This window comes from Lactococcus petauri (assembly GCF_002154895.1).
Classification (GTDB): Bacteria; Bacillota; Bacilli; order Lactobacillales; family Streptococcaceae; genus Lactococcus; species Lactococcus petauri.
The window spans coordinates 238584-258909 of the sequence record NZ_MUIZ01000003.1; the positions used below are offsets into that span (position 1 = coordinate 238584).

General features: G+C 38.9%; 21 protein-coding genes. 6 read left to right on the top strand and 15 right to left on the bottom strand.

Translation table 11 applies throughout. The features are described 5' to 3' along the window. Positions 1-7: 7 nt before the first annotated feature. From BZZ03_RS06190 to BZZ03_RS06245, 12 genes are all read right to left on the bottom strand, one after another. Positions 8-898 carry a polysaccharide pyruvyl transferase family protein gene (locus BZZ03_RS06190; RefSeq protein WP_019336016.1) on the bottom strand — a complete coding sequence of 297 codons (891 nt, stop codon included), beginning with the start codon at positions 896-898 and terminating at the stop codon, positions 8-10. Beyond that, entirely contained in the window at positions 895-2055 is a 1161-nt protein-coding gene (locus tag BZZ03_RS06195) for an ABC transporter ATP-binding protein (protein ID WP_019291777.1), read from the bottom strand. The genes BZZ03_RS06190 and BZZ03_RS06195 overlap by 4 nt, the downstream gene beginning before the upstream one ends. Positions 2056-2065: 10 nt before the next feature. Beyond that, the gene (locus tag BZZ03_RS06200; RefSeq protein WP_019291776.1) at positions 2066-2875 is read right to left on the bottom strand and encodes an ABC transporter permease; all 810 of its coding nucleotides are present in this window, start codon (positions 2873-2875) and stop codon (positions 2066-2068) included. Continuing rightward, positions 2872-3813, bottom strand: a complete 942-nt coding sequence (locus BZZ03_RS06205) for a glycosyltransferase family 2 protein (RefSeq protein WP_019291775.1) — start codon at positions 3811-3813, stop codon at positions 2872-2874. Before BZZ03_RS06205 ends, BZZ03_RS06200 begins: the two co-directional genes overlap by 4 nt. 21 nt (positions 3814-3834) lie before the next feature. Beyond that, entirely contained in the window at positions 3835-4986 is a 1152-nt protein-coding gene (cps2T, locus tag BZZ03_RS06210; RefSeq protein ID WP_086582790.1) for a beta 1-4 rhamnosyltransferase Cps2T, read from the bottom strand. 110 nt (positions 4987-5096) lie between these two features. Further along, a complete protein-coding gene (gene rfbD / locus BZZ03_RS06215) occupies positions 5097-5993 on the bottom strand; it encodes a dTDP-4-dehydrorhamnose reductase (protein ID WP_086582791.1) in 897 nt (298 codons plus the stop codon). A 15-nt stretch (positions 5994-6008) separates the two neighbouring features. After that, the gene (rfbB, locus tag BZZ03_RS06220) at positions 6009-7052 is read right to left on the bottom strand and encodes a dTDP-glucose 4,6-dehydratase (protein WP_019293029.1); all 1044 of its coding nucleotides are present in this window, start codon (positions 7050-7052) and stop codon (positions 6009-6011) included. Between the two features lie 22 nt (positions 7053-7074). Then, a complete protein-coding gene (locus tag BZZ03_RS06225) occupies positions 7075-7332 on the bottom strand; it encodes a hypothetical protein (protein ID WP_019336021.1) in 258 nt (85 codons plus the stop codon). A 1-nt stretch (position 7333) separates the two neighbouring features. Then, positions 7334-7930, bottom strand: coding sequence for a dTDP-4-dehydrorhamnose 3,5-epimerase family protein (locus BZZ03_RS06230; protein WP_019292677.1), 597 nt, complete (start codon positions 7928-7930; stop codon positions 7334-7336). Then, complete coding sequence (gene rfbA, locus BZZ03_RS06235; RefSeq protein ID WP_019292678.1) at positions 7931-8800, bottom strand: glucose-1-phosphate thymidylyltransferase RfbA; 870 nt, start codon at positions 8798-8800, stop codon at positions 7931-7933. A 151-nt stretch (positions 8801-8951) separates the two neighbouring features. Further along, entirely contained in the window at positions 8952-11270 is a 2319-nt protein-coding gene (locus BZZ03_RS06240; protein WP_086582792.1) for an HAD-IC family P-type ATPase, read from the bottom strand. A 103-nt stretch (positions 11271-11373) separates the two neighbouring features. After that, a complete protein-coding gene (locus BZZ03_RS06245) occupies positions 11374-12024 on the bottom strand; it encodes a DUF1129 domain-containing protein (protein WP_019336023.1) in 651 nt (216 codons plus the stop codon). Between the two features lie 181 nt (positions 12025-12205). Between BZZ03_RS06245 and rpmB the strand changes: the two genes are divergently transcribed. The 6 genes from rpmB (at position 12206) to BZZ03_RS12165 (ending at position 17635) form a co-directional block, all read left to right on the top strand. Beyond that, on the top strand, positions 12206-12400 hold the full coding sequence (rpmB, locus tag BZZ03_RS06250; RefSeq protein WP_003133678.1) for a 50S ribosomal protein L28: 195 nt from the start codon (positions 12206-12208) through the stop codon (positions 12398-12400). 292 nt (positions 12401-12692) lie between these two features. Then, positions 12693-13055: an Asp23/Gls24 family envelope stress response protein gene (locus tag BZZ03_RS06255; RefSeq protein WP_026063759.1), complete on the top strand. Its 363-nt coding sequence runs from the start codon at positions 12693-12695 to the stop codon at positions 13053-13055. Then, on the top strand, positions 13055-14725 hold the full coding sequence (locus tag BZZ03_RS06260) for a DAK2 domain-containing protein (protein ID WP_086582793.1): 1671 nt from the start codon (positions 13055-13057) through the stop codon (positions 14723-14725). The genes BZZ03_RS06255 and BZZ03_RS06260 overlap by 1 nt, the downstream gene beginning before the upstream one ends. Positions 14726-14898: 173 nt before the next feature. Then, on the top strand, positions 14899-15360 hold the full coding sequence (locus tag BZZ03_RS06265) for a ferrous iron transport protein A (protein ID WP_019292682.1): 462 nt from the start codon (positions 14899-14901) through the stop codon (positions 15358-15360). Positions 15361-15372: 12 nt separating this feature from the next. Continuing rightward, positions 15373-17478, top strand: a complete 2106-nt coding sequence (feoB, locus tag BZZ03_RS06270; protein ID WP_086582794.1) for a ferrous iron transport protein B — start codon at positions 15373-15375, stop codon at positions 17476-17478. Further along, positions 17465-17635, top strand: coding sequence for a hypothetical protein (locus BZZ03_RS12165; protein ID WP_086582795.1), 171 nt, complete (start codon positions 17465-17467; stop codon positions 17633-17635). The genes feoB and BZZ03_RS12165 overlap by 14 nt, the downstream gene beginning before the upstream one ends. 35 nt (positions 17636-17670) lie before the next feature. Here the strand turns inward: BZZ03_RS12165 and BZZ03_RS06280 are convergent, their stop codons facing one another. From BZZ03_RS06280 to BZZ03_RS06290, 3 genes are all read right to left on the bottom strand, one after another. Continuing rightward, positions 17671-18573, bottom strand: a complete 903-nt coding sequence (locus BZZ03_RS06280) for a prenyltransferase (RefSeq protein WP_086582796.1) — start codon at positions 18571-18573, stop codon at positions 17671-17673. Positions 18574-18576: 3 nt separating this feature from the next. Next, positions 18577-19557 (bottom strand): polyprenyl synthetase family protein, encoded by a 981-nt coding sequence (locus BZZ03_RS06285; RefSeq protein WP_019336027.1) that lies wholly within the window; start codon positions 19555-19557, stop codon positions 18577-18579. Positions 19558-19663: 106 nt separating this feature from the next. Next, positions 19664-20275 (bottom strand): nitroreductase family protein, encoded by a 612-nt coding sequence (locus tag BZZ03_RS06290; protein WP_019293036.1) that lies wholly within the window; start codon positions 20273-20275, stop codon positions 19664-19666. Positions 20276-20326: the final 51 nt, after the last annotated feature.

The following is a 20326-nucleotide window of genomic DNA, read 5'->3' on the forward strand; positions in this document are numbered from 1 at the left end:
TTTCTCCTTATGAAATGATTTTTAGTTTAGCTAATAATGAGTAAATATAGTTTGTTCTTCTATAGGGGAAGGCTTTTAATAAGGCTTGCTGTTTTTCTTCAAGGCCTTGAATAGGGAAGTATGCTGCAATTTGTTGTTCTTGGTAATCTTGATTCAACATCAAGTCCAAGTCTGCCAACTTATGCTCTTTTCCTATTGCTGAATAATAATCTTCAAATTTGAAATCTCCCCCAACCAGACGGTCTGAGAGATTCATATGTAGATTAGGAATCTTGAAACTGTCAGCAACGATTAATCCATGAAGTGAGGAAGAAAAAACAAGTTTACAAGAGGTGATGTCAGTGATTACTGCTTGCGGTGCACGCAATACATCAATAATTTTAAATCTTGGATCTGCAGCCAATTTTTGAATAAAAGGGTGGTCTGCTTCCTCAAAATGAGGAATGATTCCTATTTTATTTTCTTTATTGGGGCTTTCTTGGTAAACTTTATTAACAAGAAGTCCTGGATCACCTAGTGGCAGGGGTGGGAGCTTCAAATCTTCTTGCGTAAGCTTTCCACGTACTGCATGAAATTTTAGTTTCGAAAAATTAAGCTCTGAAAAGTTGTGCAAGGGATATGTTTCTTTGATCGAACCTACTTCTGCCTGAAGTGGGTAGATTGTTCCACTGCCCCAGATATGTACCTTTTTCGTTGGCCGATTACACTCTAAATCAAGTAGGATATGCAAAAGGCTCCCAACAGAGAGTAGATCTGCTTTTCTGATATCTGGTTCATAAACCACTTCAAGGTAAGAGAATAGGTTTTGGATAATTTCCGGACCAAGTTCATCCCCAAAGTTAGGTTTATCACCAGGTGCTTTCCATGAATACAGTTTGATTTTCTTTTTTGGGATCATTTGATTTCTTTTAAAAGTCCATAAGTGCGTTTGTCTGAAGAATCACGATAAACAAAGCTAAGTAACGGCGAGGCAGTCAGAAGCTCAGTTTCAATGAACCCATCCTCTGCTACACGCCGTTTCATCCGGATTGTTGCAACTAAGCCGAATTCGGTATTGTGAAAATTCTCCATCGGGATTTCAATAGTGTCTACTGTGTGTATTGGCATTGAACCACTATCGTAGATTATTCCACCACGTTTTACATCGTGAAGGCTGTAAGAAATAAATAAATCTGATTTATCCAATGTTTCATCAAAAAGTTGTACATTTAATTTTCCAACAAACTTATCTTCTGGTTTTGAAAGCGAAAGAGGAGATACTGGTTCAATTGCAATCTTTGCGGCAACAGTTTCTTCTTCTCCAACGGAAGTGTTATTTCTTGCAAGATTATCTTCAGAATATTTATTGGTGATATCCTGAATATTACCTTTTTCAACAATGCCCTCTTTAATATAAACAGCTTTATTACAATATTTTTGCACGGCATTCATATCGTGAGTAACTAAAATCGTTGTTTTACCTGAAGCTTTGCGTTCCAAGAAATAATCGTTACATTTACGTTGAAAGGCTTCATCTCCCACAGCAAGTACTTCGTCAAGAACAAGTACATCACCTTTAGCCTTGATTGCGACTGAAAAGGCCAATCTCACTTGCATTCCACTTGAGTAGTTCTTTAACTTTTGGTTCATAAATTCATGAAGTTCAGAAAACTCCACGATATCATCATACATCTGATCGATCTCTTCGGTAGAAAAGCCAAGCATTGCGCCATTAAGATAAACATTTTCTTTACCTGTAAGTTCTGGGTTAAAGCCGACACCAAGCTCAATAAAACTGACCAGTTTGCCATTAACGGTAACCGTTCCTTTTTCTGGTGTATATATTTGAGAGATAATCTTTAAAAGTGTTGATTTTCCTGAACCGTTACGACCAACAATTCCAAAAAAGTCACCTTTTTCAACGGTAAAGTCAATATCTTTGAGAACATGTTGTTCCTTATATCCTTTAATGCCTCGCATGCGATTGACCAAAGTTGTACGTAGACTCGTACTTGCTTCAGTTGGGAGGCGGAAGTATTTACTTACATGATCTATTTTTACTGCTACTTCTGACATTCTTTCCTCCTTAAACAATTTCCGCAAATTTATTCGAATTTTTATTGAATACCCACAATCCTAAACCAAAAACAAGGACGGAAAGAACATAAGGGATAGCAATTACGAATGAATTATCCCAAAGTTGCCATAAGGTCGGATTCGTATTATTACTAAAGGTTAACACGTAACGCATATCTTGAATAATTTGTGCCATTGGGTTCAACATTTGAAATTTTGCTACGGTAAGATGATTGGTTGAAATCTGAGTAATTGGATAAATAATCGGCGTACCATAAAACCCAGCTTGCATGACAACTTCCCAAATAGGCCCCAAATCTCTAAAATAGACAAAAAATGTCGCGAGCATAAAGGAAATCCCTGTAGTAAAAAGAATAAGCTCTAATAAGAGTGGAACGACAAAAATAACTGTCCACGACATCTGAACGCCATTGATGAAGGCAAAGACAGTCACTACTGCAAGTGAGATCATCAAATTAATAAAAGCGTTGACAGCAACTGAAAAAACGATAACTGATTTTGAAAAGTTCACTTTTCGAAGCATATCCCCTCGACTTACGACCGAGAGCATTCCCATTCCTGTTGTCTCCCCGAAGAAATTCCAGATGGTTATCCCTAAGAGCAGTGCTACAGCAAAGTGAGGTGTTCCTTCACCAAAACGCATGAAACGTACAAATACGAGATACATAATCAAGAAGAGCATTACGGGCTTGAGGATTGACCATAAATAACCAATAGCACTCCCTTGATATCTAAGTTTGAAGTCTGTTTTAATCAGTTCTTTAAGTAGAATTTGATTTCTACGGCTGAAGAAATTCATTTATTTTTTCCTTTATATGCAAATTTTGTAAGAATCAGAGTACGGAAGATTTTAGTATGGAAACTTTTATTCTTTCGTAACTTGTACTGATTGAGTGTTTGACGGCGCTTTTCCTTTGGCATGTTGAGCAAATCAACATAGTCTTGGATAAGCACCTTGTTCGACAATGATAACTTATCCAGTTTCTCTGTCAGCAGTTTTTGTGCTTGCTTTTGACTAGATTCGATAAGCCACCAATACTTTTCAAACCAAAGATGGGGGCGTAACCATTTTTTCATCCGCTTCGTCCACGTTCTTGCCCCCAGAACATTCGCATCGTGCTGGCGATAGAGGTGCGTTGGTTGATCTATGTAAACCAATTTCCCTATTGCGGTAGCTAGAAGTGCTAAATACCAGTCATGCATGATGATATCCTCAGTGGTTTGCCACTCTTGTGCTAAAGCATGATTAATCATGCTCGCACCACCAGTAACAGTATTTTCTGTGAGTTCTTGAACCAGTTCCGTATTGGCATGATCGGACTGACTGCGAATCATACTTTCCGATAAGATATTGAGTTGTTTATCAACAATCTTAAGGTCCGTGTAGTACATGGTGGGGATATTACTATCATGCTTTTCTGCTTCTACCAGAATAATTTCCAATTTTTCTGGTAGCCAGTAATCATCCTGATCAGCAAAAAAATAAAAATCAGCAATATCAGCTTTTACCAATTGATAAAAAGATTGAATTACACCAACGTTTTTGGCTTTGATTACTTTAATTCGATGATCTTTACTGGCAAAATGCTCGATTATTTTAACGGTTTCGTCCTTGGACCCATCATCTCGAATAATCAAGTTCCAATCTTGAAATGTTTGTTTCTGAATGCTTTCAATTTGCTCAGCAACAAACTTTTCACCGTTGTAAGTCGACATTAAAATATTAACTTTGGGCATGTTGAGAGGCCTCTTTCGGTTTCAGTCGCTTATTTTTGTAAATAAGGTTTCATACTGGGCACAAATGTGTTCCCATGTGTATTTTTCTTCAATAATTAGTCTTGCTTTGTTTTGTAAATTTTGACGTGCATCAGTTGTTATTTTTTCAACTTCTGAAAGCACGTTTGAAAGGTTTTCCTTATCGAAATAAATGACGGAATCTCCCGCAGTCATCCGATTAAAATTCACACCAAGGACGACATTGACTGGAGTCGACCACATGGCTTCAAGAAGACCTGGATTGGTTCCGCCCACCTCATGACCATGCAGGTAAGCAAAAGCCTGCTCTCGGATAAAACGCAATTCCTTTTGATCATAAACTGTGCCCACAAATTTGATCCGAGGATCCATGTCAAAACTTGTCTGGGCTCGGAGTTCTTCATAATAAGGATTTCCTTCGTGATTTGTAATAATCACTAAATCCCTCTTCGTTTTACTTTTCATAAAGTGACGAATGAGTAATTCATAATTGTTTTCAGGCACAAATCGCCCTACAATCAAATAATAATCACTAGTTTTATATTTTACCAGAGTTTCTGATTCTGTCAAATTTGAATTGAACTTCTCCGTACCGTAAGCAATCACCTCACTCTTGACCTGACCATATTCTGCACGTAAATAATCAAGAATACCTTGATTATCACTAATAATCATATCCGCACAACGGACCATTTTTTTCTCCGCATGCTTAAGATAGCGGCGCACAGGTTTCGGCCACTTGGTACGTTTCCACTCAAGCCCATCTGGATTGACAAGCAGCTTTCCGCCGACCTTGTGAATTTTATGAGCATAGTGACCAATAATGCCACCTATCGTATTTCCTAATATATAGAAGACTGGTTCAATAATTTGTTCCTCTTTAATTTGCTTAAGGGCTGCATTAATTGCCAGAGCATCATATGCAATTACACGCGCTGGTCCAATGTTTGGCACATTAATAACAAAGCAATCAGCCCCTCGATAATCAAAATGACCATCCACAACTTCTATATCTGAATTCTCGCTTTGACAAGCCACATGATATTTAATATTTTGATTACTTTGGTGTTTAACCAACTCTTCTACAAAAGTCTCAAACCCTCCATACTTTGCTGGCAATCCACGACTACCAATAATAAAAATGTGTTTTTTCATGTTTTTCTACGTTTGCAAGCGCAAACTTTTAACCTCTCAAAGCGAGAATTCTGCCTTAAAGACAGAATTTCGCTGTTTTTTATCATCTCCAAAACTTGTCGATGCCATATTTATTTTGCTGTTTCGCCTTTGACTTTATCTTTATTTTCTCTTAAGTCACCAATAGTCAGCAATTGTGCAAGAGCTTCTTGCCATGTTGGAATATTAAATCCTGTAGCTTTCGCTTTAGCAAGACTCATCGTTGAGTTAAATGGTCGTTTCGCGGCAGATGGGAAATTACTTGAATCTACAGGTTTTACAACTGTATCTGTATCTTTCAAAATTTCTTTAGCAAAATCAAACCATGTTACATCTTCTCCAGGTGCAGCATCGTTTGTCAGGTGATAATAACCTGCTTCTGCTTGTTGATCAACCAAGTAGACCATAAACTCTGCTAATGTACGGGTCCAAGTAGGACGACCGTGTTGATCATTAACAACGGTGATTTCTGGAAAACGAGTGGCGAGATTTTGCATTGTAAAAACAAAATTTGGTCCGTAGCTACCAAATACCCATGCTGTACGAATCGTATAAAATTTCACACCAGATACTTCAACTGCTTGCTCCCCGAGTAATTTTGTACGTCCATATTCTGAAACAGGGCCTTTAGGCGCATCAACTTCCCATTCTTGACCAACAGGTAAATCACCATTGAAAACATAGTCCGTTGAAATATAAACAAGTGTTGCTCCAACACGAGCAGCTGCCTCAGCTACATGACGTGTGCCATCAACATTAATTTTTTCGTTAAGAGCTTTACCTTCATCTTCTGCTTTATCTACAGCAGTGTAGGCAGCGCAGTGATAAACCAATTCTGGTTTATTTTTGTCAAAGAAAGTATCAACAGCAGTTTTGTCCGTAATATCAAGTTCATTAACATCTGCTGCAAAGTATTTTACATCACGTTCATCAAGAAGATGGCGTAACTCAGTACCAAGTTGGCCATTTCCACCAGTAATTAAAATCATATTTATTCCTTTATCTTAGAGAACTTTTTGGCTTTCAGCATATTTTGCTTCAACAGCAGCTTTTTCTGCCTTCCACCAGTCTTGATTTTCAGTATACCAATCAATTGTTGCCTTCAAGCCTGACTCAAAGTCTGTGTGTTTAGGTTCCCAGCCAAGTTCTGTACGAAGTTTTGTATTGTCGATAGCATAGCGCAAATCATGGCCAGCACGATCAGTTACACGATCATAAGCGTCAGGTGCTTGTCCCATCTCCGTTAAGATTTCTTCTAAAACTTCTTTATTATTTTTTTCGCCATCGGCTCCGATAAGATAAGTTTCACCCATACGACCTTTGGTCAAAATTGTCCAAACGCCAGAAGAATGGTCTTCTGTATGGATCCAGTCACGCACATTTTTACCATCGCCATAAAGTTTTGGTTTAATCCCTGATAAAATGTTTGTAATTTGACGTGGGATAAATTTTTCGATGTGTTGGTAAGGTCCATAGTTATTTGAACAGTTTGAAATTGTCGCTTTCAAGCCAAATGAACGTACCCAAGCACGGACAATTAAGTCCGATGCTGCTTTAGTCGAAGAGTAAGGACTTGATGGATTGTAAGGTGTTTTATCAGTGAATTTCTCACCTTCGCCTTCGCCATGTCCTGGTAAATCTTCGCGGTAAGGCAAATCACCATAAACTTCATCTGTCGATACATGATGGAAGCGTAAATCATATTTTCGTGCCGCTTGTATCAAGGTATATGTCCCAATAAAGTTCGTTTGGATAAACTCATCTTGTGATTTAAGTGAGTTGTCGTTGTGGCTTTCTGCCGCATAGTGCACAATCGCATCTGCCTTGGAAGCAACCTGATCCACAATCTCTGGATCTGCAATATCACCAACGACAAGCTCTACACGATCTCCAAGAATCATGTCAATATTGGCACGATTTCCCGCATACGTTAATTTATCTAAAACGGTAATATGTACATCTGGATGATTATTATAAACGTAGTGTACGAAATTTGAACCGATGAATCCAGCACCACCAGTGACTACGATATTTTTAAATTCAGTCATTGTTTTTCCTCTAGTATATTTTTTATTGCAAGCGATAGTCTTGTTTGAATTTCTGCGCTGACACAATTTTTAAATATTTGCCATTAAACACCAGAAATTCATCTTGAGCAGCGTTAATCTTGATCAAACCACCAGTATTAACAATACGTAATGTTTTATCATTTAACCAAGAAAACCCACCTGAAGCAAAGGCCTTCTTTACCCACACAGGTTGTTCATTTTCCTTATTCACTTGCCAAAACTCTAGTATTCTTTTACTTTGTAGATGTTTGGCCTTCATTTTAGCCGAGTAAATCTGCGGTTAGGGGTTTTACATCTGCAAGCAGTGGGTGATTTTTGTCTGCTTCACTCACTTCAGCATGTGCAAGATCTTCCCACTCAATACCTAAAGTTGGATCTGCATAATTGACGAAAGCGTATTTTGGTTTAAGTTCCAAAGCCCAATAGTCATTTACTAAGTAAGAGTAAGAAACAGTATCACTTAAAACTTGGAAACCATTGGCAACGCCACGTGGTACAAAAATGCCCTTGCTGGCATCAATCACTGTTTGGTAAACATGACCAAAGCTCTCACCTTCACGAAGATCTACCCATGAGCCCAAGACACGTCCACCATCTGCTACAGAAATATATTTGTCCCATGGTTCAGCGTGTAAACCGCGCAAAACATTTTTACGTGAGAAAGAAACGTTATTTTGTAATTTTCCTTCTGCGAAGAATTTTTCTGGGAAACCGAGTGGAAGCATCTTTTCTTTTTGAAAGTTTTCTTTAAACCAGCCGCGATTATCACCATGAACCGGAATATCAAATTCTAACATACCTGGAATAGCTTCAATTTTGCGTGCTGCAAGTTCTTTTCCAAAAAAGTTATCCGTCATTTATTTATCACCTACCAATTTAAGTAAATATTTACCGTATGCATTTTTCTTAAGCGGTTGTGCAAGTTCACGTACGGCTTCTTCCGAAATATAGCCCATACGCCATGCAATTTCTTCAAGGTTAGCAACCATAACGTTTTGCATACGTTGAACTGTTTCAATATATTGCGCTGCCTCGAGCAAGCTTTCATGTGTTCCTGTATCGAGCCATGCAAAGCCACGCCCCATAAGTTCGACAGAGAGATCACCACGTTCAAGATAGGCCTTATTCACATCTGTGATTTCCAACTCTCCACGTGGTGAAGGTTTGATGTTTTTAGCAATCTCTACAACATCATTATCGTAGAAATAAAGCCCTGTTACTGCGTAGTCAGATTTTGGTACCTCAGGTTTTTCTTCAATTGAAACAGCGTTCATGTCTTCGTCAAACTCAACAACACCAAAACGCTCTGGGTCTGGCACTTGGTAACCGAACACAGTTGCGCCTTTTTCTTTGGCTGCAGCAGTTTGAAGTAACTTAGACATTCCTGGGCCATGATAAATGTTGTCACCCAAGATAAGAGCAACCGAATCATCACCAATAAAGTCTTCGCCGATGATGAAAGCTTGAGCCAAACCATCTGGACTTGGTTGAACAGCATACTGCAAATTTAGTCCGAATTCAGAACCATCTTGCAAGAGTTCTTGGAAACGCGGTGTATCTTCTGGTGTTGAGATGATCAAAATATCTTTGATCCCAGCCAACATCAGTGTAGATAATGGATAATAAATCATTGGTTTATCATAGACGGGCATCAATTGTTTACTTGCTGCACGAGTCAGTGGATACAAACGCGTTCCTGATCCACCTGCTAAAATAATCCCTTTCATGAGGTACCTCACTTTATTTCTTCTATTTTATTATAGTTAATCAGCATAATTATAGCATATTTTTACTTTTATTTCATTCTAATTCTGCCTGAGGTAGGAGCAAAAAGGACTAGAAGCAACGCTCTAGCACCTTTTGTTTAGTATGTTTCAATTATAATTTTTTAAACATGAATAAGGCTCCCTTTGTCAGTAAATATTGTGCAAGAGGTGCAACAATCAGAAATGGGATAAGTAATGTAAAGTGAAGCGGACTCGGCCATGCTAAATTAAGAAAATCCGTACCCACAATTAAAGCTACAAAAAACGAAAGCTGTGTGATTGTGAAAATCCATAAGCGGTAGCGCTTAATAGGCCAAAATATCTTGCGCTGCATCAAAACGTAGTTCCATGCAGAAAAGAGAACCGTCATCATCGCAAGTTCAGGATGTGAAATACCGAAGACTCCGCCTATTGTAACGATAAGTATTGCGCCAACAGCAATACTAAAACCCACAGGAAACGCACGCTCAAACAGCGTCCGCAAAAAACGGCCTTCAACTTTTGAAAAGTCTGATTCAAAACTCAAGAAAAAAGAGGGAATTCCGACAAAAAACGCGGTCAAAACAGTAAGTTGGATTGGTTCAAAAGGATAGACACTCCCCGCAAATAAAGTCAACACAGTTAACGCTATCGAAAACATCATCCGCACCATTAATAAAGAGCCTGTACGTGTTAAGTTATTAATTACGCGTCGCCCCTCATTAACAATATAAGGCATCGCCGAGAAGTTATTATCCATCAAAATAAGATTGGCGGTTTGTTTCGCTGCTTCACTACCTTCGCGCATGGCAATCGAACAATCAGCTTCCTTAAAGGCCAAAATATCATTGACACCATCTCCAGTCATCGCTACTGTGTGCCCCTGCTTCTTCAGGATTTGCACCATCATTTTTTTCTGTTGAGGGGAGACACGACCAAAAATTTGAAAATTTTCTACTGCAAACTCCAGTTCTGCCTCTGTTTTTAGTTGACTGGCATCAACATACTGCTCGGCATCCGGTAAGGAAACAGCCTTCGCAATTGCCGATACTGTTACAGGATCATCTCCAGAGATGATTTTACAACGTACACCCTGCTTTTTAAAATAGGCCAGAGTCTGTTTAGCATCGTCACGTAACACATCAGAAATAACAATGAGCGCTTCTGCAGTTAGGTCTTCAGGAAGTCGGTCTCTATCAAGTGCTTGTTTTGAGCGGGCCAAGACTAACACACGATAACCCTTTTCTGCATACTTTTGTGCGTGCTGTTCTAACACGACACTTCCCTTTGGAAACAAAAACTGCCAAGCACCTAAATAAAAGGTCCCTTCTGTAAACTCAACTGCGCTGTATTTTCTCTCAGAAGAAAATGGCAACACTTGAGAAACATTGTAATCCTTTAATGAAGCAAAATACTTCCTTAAGGCTTGTGCAGTGACGTTTTGATCTGGGAGGTTTTCTAGAAGATTCCCCATAACACGGATAATGTGCGGCTCAGAATGTTCAGTCAGACTCTCAATCTTTTCCACTTTCATTTCACCCGTCGTAATGGTCCCTGTTTTATCCAAGCACAGCACATCCACTCGTGCAAGCGCATCAATCGTATGCAGCTCTTGAACCAAAACCTTTTGCTTCACTAAGTTGATAACTCCCAACGTTAAAGCCATACTGGTCAATAAAATCAACCCCTGTGGGAACATACCCTCTAGGGCAGCAACCGTTCCTAGAACGGCTTGTTTGTGGCCCGTATCAATGACATAAAACAACTTGAGGTAAAGCAAAATCCCCAAGGGTATCATAATGAAACTTACGATACGTACAACTTTTGCTAAACTGTCACGCAACATTCGTTTCTGTTTCTTTATTTTTTGAGCTTCATGGGCTAATTGATGAATATAATTGTCTTTTCCTACATGAACAACCCGTGCAACGGCTGTCCCACTTGTAACAAAACTACCCGAAAAAAGTTCTGCATCTGCTTTTTTAGTCAGCGCGTCAGCCTCTCCGGTAAGCAAAGCTTCATTTACTTCCACTTGCCCTTCAATGATTTGGCAGTCACATGGAATTTGATCTCCAAGTCCCAGAAGAATAATGTCATCAAGCACAAGCTCTTCTTGTTTTAATTCAATCTGTTTCCCTTGACGAAAAGTATTGACCTTACTTGTATTCAATAAAGAGAGCTTGTCGAGCAAGCGACGTGCTTTAATTTCCTGATATAAACCAATTCCTGCATTCACTGCAACAACAATAATGAAAAGCGCATTTCGATGCGAGCCCACTGAAAGCACTAAAATAAAAAGAAAAATATTGATTAAGTTAAAAAAAGTCAGCAAATTACTCGCAAAAATTTGGCCGTATGTTTTACTGCTCTCATTCTTTGCGATATTGACCTGACCTGATTTCAACCGATTTTCAACTTCTTTTTGTGATAAACCTTCATATTTAAATGACATAAGCTCTCTCCTAACTCTTATTCTATCCTAACATTATTAGAGAAGCAAATACCTTACATTTTCGAAATAAAACCCCGTCACAATGAGGACGGGGTTAATTAGTTTACTTTGTTTGACGTGCCATCGAAGACTGCACATTGAATTTACGTTGAATAAGAAAGCGAATCCCCATCACGGCTGCCCCGAGAATAATTGTAATGTACGGAGCAAGTACAATATTGATGGATTTAGGTAAGAGAGCGACCAAGACAGAAACGCCTGCCCATGCCACCATCGCAACAGCTAACATTGCAAAACCTTTACCTTTTTTCTGTGGGCGTTGTGCACTGTAAAAATATTTATACATCCAGTACATCACCAAACCAGCGAGAGCGGAAGAAGCCAGCGTTGTCAATAGACCGTAAACACTTGCTTGTGGCTGGAAGAGACCCATCAGTCCCATAACCACTGAAATCACACCAAAGAAAAGTAAAGCACTATCTAGCCACATCAAGAAGGGTGATTCATTTTTCGCTGTTTCCTGACGTTTTACCTTATCTTCCTCAGGTTTATACTGTGTCGCAAATTCCATTGGTGCCCCCAATAACTTGCGGGCCAGAATACCTTCCTTTTGTCCTTCGATGATTTTCGGCAAGATTTCAGCGAGTATTGCTTTGATTTCCTCGTCTGATTTTCCTAAAAGCATCAATTGCTTTGTTACGTTATGTACATATTCGCTATTTTTGGCAGTGAGTTGCTCGATTAGATTTTCCATATCTCCTATTATATAAAAATTTTGGTGAAATTTGGAAATAAAACTTGATTTTTTTAATAAAAAAATGTTATACTAATTTGGTATGTTATTTTGAGGGTTTCTGTAAGAATTGTGTTTCAGATCTGAATTTTTAGAGATGCTCTTTAAAAAAAGCATAAAATTTTTAAGGAGGAACCAAACCATGTCAAAAGAATGTTATTTTACTGGTCGTAAGACTGTATCAAGTAATAACCGTTCACACGCTATGAACCAAACTAAACGTGTAGTTAAACCTAATCTTCAAAAAGTTCAAATTCTTGAAAACGGTGAACTCAAAACTGTATGGGCTTCAGCTAAAGCATTGAAAAAATTGCCTGCAGGCGTTGAGCGTGTATAATTGGATAAAATAAAGAAAGCTAGTGAATCTTATTTACTGGTCTTTTTTATTTTCTTCTCTTTCTCCAACACTTTAAAAAACCAAAGGTCATAATTAACGATTGATCTTTGGTTTTTTCATCTTCTAAAACTCTTTCGACTTAAGACCCCCTCCCCTAAAGCACTTACAAGGCTAAATTGACCAAAAAACCAATAAAACAACTGTTCTATTTTACAAAATTATGATAAAATGAAGTGATACATAAATTATTATGGAGGAAAGTGCTGTATGATTCAACAGCACGCATATGAAAATGACCGTTACTATTAATACTCAACATGGTAATGTTGACATTGCAACAGATGTTATCGCTACTGTTGTAGGTGCAAGCACTACTGAAATTTTCGGCGTTGTCGGCATGACAAGCAAAAATGCTGTAAAAGACAATTTCCGTAATATCCTCGGACAAGAAAACTATTCTAAAGGTGTTGTCGTTACGACAACCGATAACCAAACAATCATTGGTGTTTATGTTGTTGTCAGCTATGGTGTTAAAATTAGCGAAGTTGCCAAAAATATCCAAGAACGTATCCGTTTCAATCTGGAAAATCAACTTGGCATTGTAGCAGCTAAAGTCAATGTATATGTACAAAATGTGAAGGTGGTCGAAGACTAGTGTCAAATATTAACGCAAGTAAATTTCAAGAAATGATTCAGGCGGCAGCAAGTCGCCTTAACGAACAAGCTGAATATGTCAATTCTCTGAATGTCTTTCCTGTCCCAGATGGAGATACAGGAACAAACATGGGGATGACAATCACAAATGGTGCCAAAGATGTCGCTGAAAAGCCAGCCGAAACTGTTGGACAAGTTGCTCAAATCCTTTCCAAAGGTTTGCTCATGGGCGCTCGTGGTAACTCTGGTGTTATCCTTAGTCAAATCTTCCGCGGTTTTGGACAATATGCCAAAGACTACGATGAACTTGATGGTATTCATTTAGCTAACGCTTTGCAAAATGGTGTTGAAGTCGCTTATAAAGCAGTTATGAAACCTGTTGAAGGTACAATCTTAACTGTTTCACGCGGTGCTGCAGAACTTGCAAATCGTAAAACTAATGAGACTGACGATGCAACAGCTATTATGGAAGCTGCTCTTGAAGGCGCTAAAATCGCCTTAGCCAAAACTCCAGACATGTTGCCAGTCCTTAAAGAAGTCGGCGTTGTCGATTCAGGTGGTCAAGGTTTGGTTTATATCTACGAAGGCTTCTTGATGGCTCTCAACGGTGAATTCGTCCCTGAAAATCCTGAGCAAGGTTTAGGTGCCATGGACCGTATGATTAACCTTGAACACGAGTCTGAAACAAGTGTTGCGGGTGCTTCTACAAGCGATATTAAATACGGCTACTGTACAGAGATTATGGTCGAGTTAGGCCAAGGTCCAACAGCCCGTGAGAGTTATGATCACGATAATTTCCAAGCTTACTTGGCAGGTATCGGTAATTCACTTTTAGTTGTTGATGACGAAGAAATCGTTAAAGTCCATGTCCATACTGAAGATCCTGGTCTTGTCATGCAAGAAGGGCTTAAATATGGTCGTCTGGTTAAGGTTAAAGTTGACAACATGCGCCTCCAAAACGAAGGCGTTGCTGAAAAAGAAAAAACAAACAACATCAGCACTTCTACTTCTAAATCTGACTGGGGCTTGATTGCCATCGCTGCTGGTGATGGTCTTGCTGATATTTTCCGTGAAATGGGTGTACAGCATGTGGTTTCTGGTGGTCAAACAATGAACCCATCAACAGAAGATATCCTCAAAGCTATTGAAGCTGTCAATGCCGAAAAAGTTATTATTCTTCCAAATAATAAAAATATCTTCATGGCTGCCAAATCTGCCGCTGAAGTTTCAGATATCCCTGTTGAAGTGATTGAAACAGCAACTGTTCCTCAAGGTTTTACTGCCTTGCTCAGCTTTGACCCAACAAAATCAATTGAAGAAAACAAAGAAAATATGACTGCTTCATTAGCAGACGTACAATCTGGTGCAGTGACACAAGCTATTCGTGACACCAATATTGATGGTATTGATATCCATAAAAAAGATACACTTGGCATGATCAATAATAAAATTGTCGCATCAACCAAAAAAATGAACGATGCTATCTTTGCTGCTTTTGAAAAAATGATTGATGAAGACAGCGAGATTGCAGCAATTTATATTGGCGCAGATGGCAAGAAATCAAATGCCGAACGTATTGCCAAAGAACTAGAAAAACGTTACCCTGAACTCGAAGTAGAGATTCATGATGGTAAGCAACCTGTTTATCCATACATTTTCTCTGTAGAATAAAACACAAAAAAACTAGCCTCTCAAAGCTAGTTTTTTTGTGTGTTTGTTTTCACGTGAAACATTCTTTTTTTATTCACTTCGTCCCATACACAAATTTCCTCGAAATTACAAGTAATTCGTGTTATACTTATTGTAATGTCAAATACTTTTTACATCCCATTGAAGGAGCATGCATGAAAACACTGAATACTGCCCGTATCGGCCAAATATATTATGTAAATAAAATATTAAAATCCGAGCATGCTGGAAAACTTCGAGAGCTTGGTTTTGCCCCTGATACGGAAGTTGTTTTAATTTCTATGGACGGGGAAAATGCGCTTTTAAAGATTGGTCAGACACGTTTAGCGCTAAGCAGTTTCTACCTCAACACGATTTTGATTAAAGATGAACAATCAAATGAGGAACTTATACCTCTCTCGTCTTTGAATATCGGTCAAAGTGGCGTGGTCCGATTACTTGAGGGAGAAAGTGAAATAAAGCGCCGGCTTATGGATATGGGGATTACGAGGGGAACAAGTATTGCGGTGCATAAACTTGCACCACTAGGAGATCCTATGGAGCTTCATCTGCGGGGTTACTCTCTTTCTTTAAGAAAGAAAGATGCTGAAAAAATAAAAATTGTTGTCCAAGATTAAAAGGAAATAAAGATGACTAAAATCGCTTTGCTAGGAAACCCAAATAGTGGGAAAACAAGTATTTTCAATATATTAACTGGCAGTAATCAGCAGGTAGGAAATTGGCCAGGTGTAACAGTTGAATGTAAAACAGGACGTTATAAAAAAGACAAGAATATCGCTATTCAAGATTTACCGGGAACTTATTCTCTCTCACCTTATACTTTAGAAGAACAAGTCACACGAAATTATCTCAAAGAGACACCACCAGATGTCCTTCTCAATATTATTGATGCAACAAATCTCGAACGCTCACTGTACCTCACATTACAACTGATGGAGTTTAATATTCCTATCGTCATTGCTCTAAATATGAGCGACTTGCTAGAATATCAAGGTAAACAGATTGATATCGAAAAACTGTCTTACAGTTTAGGGCTACCTGTCGTACTTACCAGTGCTTTAAAGAAGAAAGGCCTAGACGAAGCTATTCGAAAAGCTTGCCAACCTCTTGAAGTGACTCCTTTAGATTATGATCACCGTCTTGAAAGTGCCTTAGCAGAAATTCAAACGATTTGTCCCCAAGCAAAGAATCGTTTTGAACAAATTAAACTTTTTGAAGGGGACAGTTTAGCCTCGAACTCACTCACTGCCTCACAAGGGCAAGAATTAGATGAAATCGTAGCAATCACCGAAAAAATTATGGGCGACGATCGTGAATCCATCATCGTTAACGAGCGCTATGATTTAATTGGTCAAATTGTTCGTTTGGTTGTTACAAGCACACATAAAGGACAACTTAACCTAACAGATAAAATCGACCGCATCGTTACCCATAAATGGTTGGGCCTTCCTATTTTTATCCTTATCATGTGGCTCGTTTACTTTTTAGCGATACAGGTCATTGGTACACCCGCTAGCGATTGGCTCAATGATAACTTTTTTGGTAGTTTTCTGCCAGATATTTTACACCAAGTAATGGATAGCTTGGCGATTGTTCCTTGGGTCCAATCCCTACTCCTTGATGGTGTCCTCGCCGGAATTGGGGCTATCCTAGGCTTTGTTCCACAAATCTTCGTTCTATTCCTCCTGTTAGGCTTTCTTGAAGATTCAGGCTATATGGCTCGTGTCGCATTTGTGATGGATCGTATTTTTAGAAGATTTGGCTTGTCTGGTAAATCCTTTATTCCCATGTTGATTTCTTCTGGCTGTGGTGTACCGGGAATTATGGCTACCCGTACAATTGAACAAGAAAGGGACAGAAAAATTACCATCATGGTGACTACCTTCATGCCCTGTTCAGCAAAGTTGCCGATTATTGCTTTAGTTTCAGGTGCCTTTTTTCACTCCACCAGTTGGGTTGCACCTAGCGCATACTTCTTAGGCATGGCCATGATTATCCTCTCAGGAATTATTTTGAAAAAAACGAGAATGTTCGCGGGAGATACTTCTGCTTTCATCTTAGAATTGCCTACTTACCATATACCTCACTTTCCTACAGTCTTTAAATATGCGTTTGATCGAGGATTGAGTTTTATTAAGCGCGCTGGGACAATCATTTTAGCGCTCAATGTCGCACTCTGGTTCTTGTCAAACTATAGCTTCACTTTGCACCAAGTTGAACCCGGCCAATCAATATTAGCAACGCTCGGAGGATACCTGAGTATTGTTTTTGCTCCTCTAGGCTTTGGAGAGTGGAAAGCCACGGTAGCTACCTTGACTGGACTAATTGCCAAAGAGACTATTGTCGGAACTATGAGCCAATTGTACGCCCAAGGTGCAGAGGTAGAAAATAACGGTCGAGCCATTTGGACGGCTCTACAAAATAGCTACACACCACTGGCCGCTTATTCTTTACTTGTCTTCAACCTGTTATGTGCACCCTGTATTGCTGCTATTTCGACAATTTATAAGGAAATGGGTGAAGTTAAATGGACTTTACGCGCTGTGGGCTTCCAAACCGCTGTGGCTTACAGCATGAGCTTTATCATTTATCAGTTAGGCTCTGCCTTTCTTACACAATCCTTTAGCATTAGTACATTACTTGCAGTACTTCTCTTGGTTTTCGGCCTTTATCTTATCTTCCGTCGACCAAAATACACATCAAACAAGGAGGAACTTTCTCTTGAACTTAGCTAGCATCGTTCTTTTATCCCTTATTTTAATTGCAGCCTTCTTTTCACTGCGCAAAACAGTGCGGAGCAAAGGAGCTTGCGATGACTGTACAACTACGACCTGTCCTGTTAAGGGTGTCTCTGCCTTAGAAATCCCATCGAAAAAAGATTGTTGTGAATAAGAAAAACCTTCCTTAAGAGAAGGTTTTTCTTATTCTCAGAGAACTAAAGCAAGCAGCATGAGACCCGCTTGCAATAGCGAGAAGACCATTAATATTTTTACTGAAGCAATAAAAGTTTCACTTTTTACTTGTCTTTGGAGGTAAGGACGCGCTTGTTTGATAATGAAAGGCAAAAGTATAAACATGAGCAACATGAGTGGAGAGATTAGTCCCAGAACTACTGCCCCAACGATTGAGATATAGGCCAATATAATGGCTAATGTCCACCAGCGCAAAGCATTCTTTCTCCCGATGTAATGCACGATAGTATATCGATGATTACCTTCATCCTCTTCCAAATCACAAGTGTTATTGGCCAGCATCAAGTTAGAAATTAACAAGGTACTTGGTAAAGCAACAAGGAAGGTTGATGCCAAAGTTGCAAAATCCCAAACAAAAACAGCACTCGTATTGATATACACACAGATCAGAAAAATTAAGTAGCCCATTGTTACACCACTGGCCAACTCACCTACAGGTAAACTTGATAAGGGTTTTGGTCCAGCTGAGTAAAAGATACCAATGAAATAGCAAAAAAGTCCTAACCAAAACACCGGCCAGCCCACAAGTCCTGCTACAATTAATCCTAAAATCAAGGAAAGAGAGAAGAAGAAGAGTAACAAGCCCTTTATCAGCGAAAGTGATAGATTTTCCCGACCAATGATATTGGTATTTTTCTTGTAATCTTCCGTATCCACAGCCTTATGGTAATCATTGTAGTTGTCCCAAATATCTACAAAACAGTTAAAGCAGAACATAGCCACAAAGTAGATGATTAATGGGCCAAAATTGGCTATTTGATAATGATAAAGTGAATAAGCAACTCCCAGTATAAAAGGAAAAACGCTCGCTGTTTTAGCTTTCAGCTCAATAAGCTCAGCAAATATTTTAAAGTTCATTTTTTAATAATTTCTTTGTAATAAGGTTTGGGTAACTTCCATCAAAATTTCGCGGTTACGAGATTCTGGGAATTTTTCTATTTCAAGTAACGCTTGATTGGTTAGATGTTTTGCTAAGAAAAGACTTCCTGTAATGCCTCCTAGATCAGTGACCAGTTCGGAAAATTCGATACATTCTTGACGACTCAGTCCTTCTGGTGCTTCCAGATAAGGTAGGACTTTTTCAGGCGCATCTTCTTTTGCCAGCAACAAGGGTAAGGTATAAATCCCTTGACGAAAATCCGTTAATATTGGTTTATCAGCTTCTTCCAAACCGACTGTAAAATTAAGTACATCATCATAAATCTGAAAAGCAAGACCAATCGCTAAACCAATCTTTCGTGCAGACCGTTGCATCTGCTTATCACCACCAGAGAAATACACACCTTCTAAACAAGCTAAACTCAATAGCTCTGCAGTTTTACCACTGATAGCTTTAAGATAGCGTCTAATACTGTTGTCTGCATTAAAAGCTGATTGCATCTGTGTAAGTTCACCTTGAAGAATCTTTTTCATCGATCTTGCATTACGCGGCAAAAATGGTGTCGCAGCCATTGTTTCACAAAGCAACTCGAAGTAAACCGTATAAATAAAATCACCCGTGTATACTGCAACATCCTTGCCAAATTGTGCTTCAACACTCGGCAAGCCTCGACGTAAAGGGGAATCATCAATAACATCATCATGAATCAATGTTGCCGAGTGTAACAACTCCAAACTGGCTGCTATTTTAACCAAACGTTCTTCGTCTTCTATCTCCTCGTCAACTAAGCCAGAAAATAGAAAAAAAAGCGCTGGCCGAACCATTTTACCTCCGCGCGTCGTAAACTTTTGTAATGCGTCACGTATATCTGTATTATTTACCGCTAAACGTTCTGTCATCATAGTTTGTACCGCGATAAGTTTTTCCTTAATTTCAGGATAGTCCTGCCAAAAATCTAGCACTTTTTCCCCTTACTACCTATATCTATCGTTTTTATATCTCTCTTATTCTAGCAAAATCCACCTTAAATTTCGATATAAACGACTCACTTTTTTCTCTTATTACTTATTATCGAATTTCAATAATATTTTGTTGTGGCAAGCGGTAACTTGCTTGACCTTTTGCTTCTGATGAGCCCAATACAACCAAGAGCTCTGGACGGTAACGTTTATCGACTTCGAGAATTTCATTCACGCGCTCAGTACGTTCAAAGCCAAGAATAATATTGCCTTCATAGCCTCTATTTTTGATGACATACATGAGATTCATCGTCACAAAACCGATATTCAATGATAAATAGCTTGCTTCCATCATCTCGTCCATATTTTCAAACATTTGGGGATAGCGACTATTGAAACGTTGCAGTTGTTCACTATCCATTTCTCCAGCCCCAGTACGTGCAATTTCACTTGAGCGTTCAGAAAGATTAGTATCACTAAAGATAGCAATGACCGCTCCAGCTTCTTTCACTTGTTGACCATTTTTTCCATGAACAACGGATAGAAGTTCTTGACGTTTTTGTTCACTCTCAACAATGACAAAGTGCCAAGGTTGGATGTTATGTGCAGAAGGTGCTAAACTTGCAGCAGAAATAATCTGTTTCACATCTACTGTTGGTATTTTTTTACCGTCAAATGTTTTTACAGCGTGGCGTTCTTTATTAATTTTTACAAAATCCATGAATATCCTCCTCTCATTATTGTACCAAATTTGCATATTTTTAGTATATAA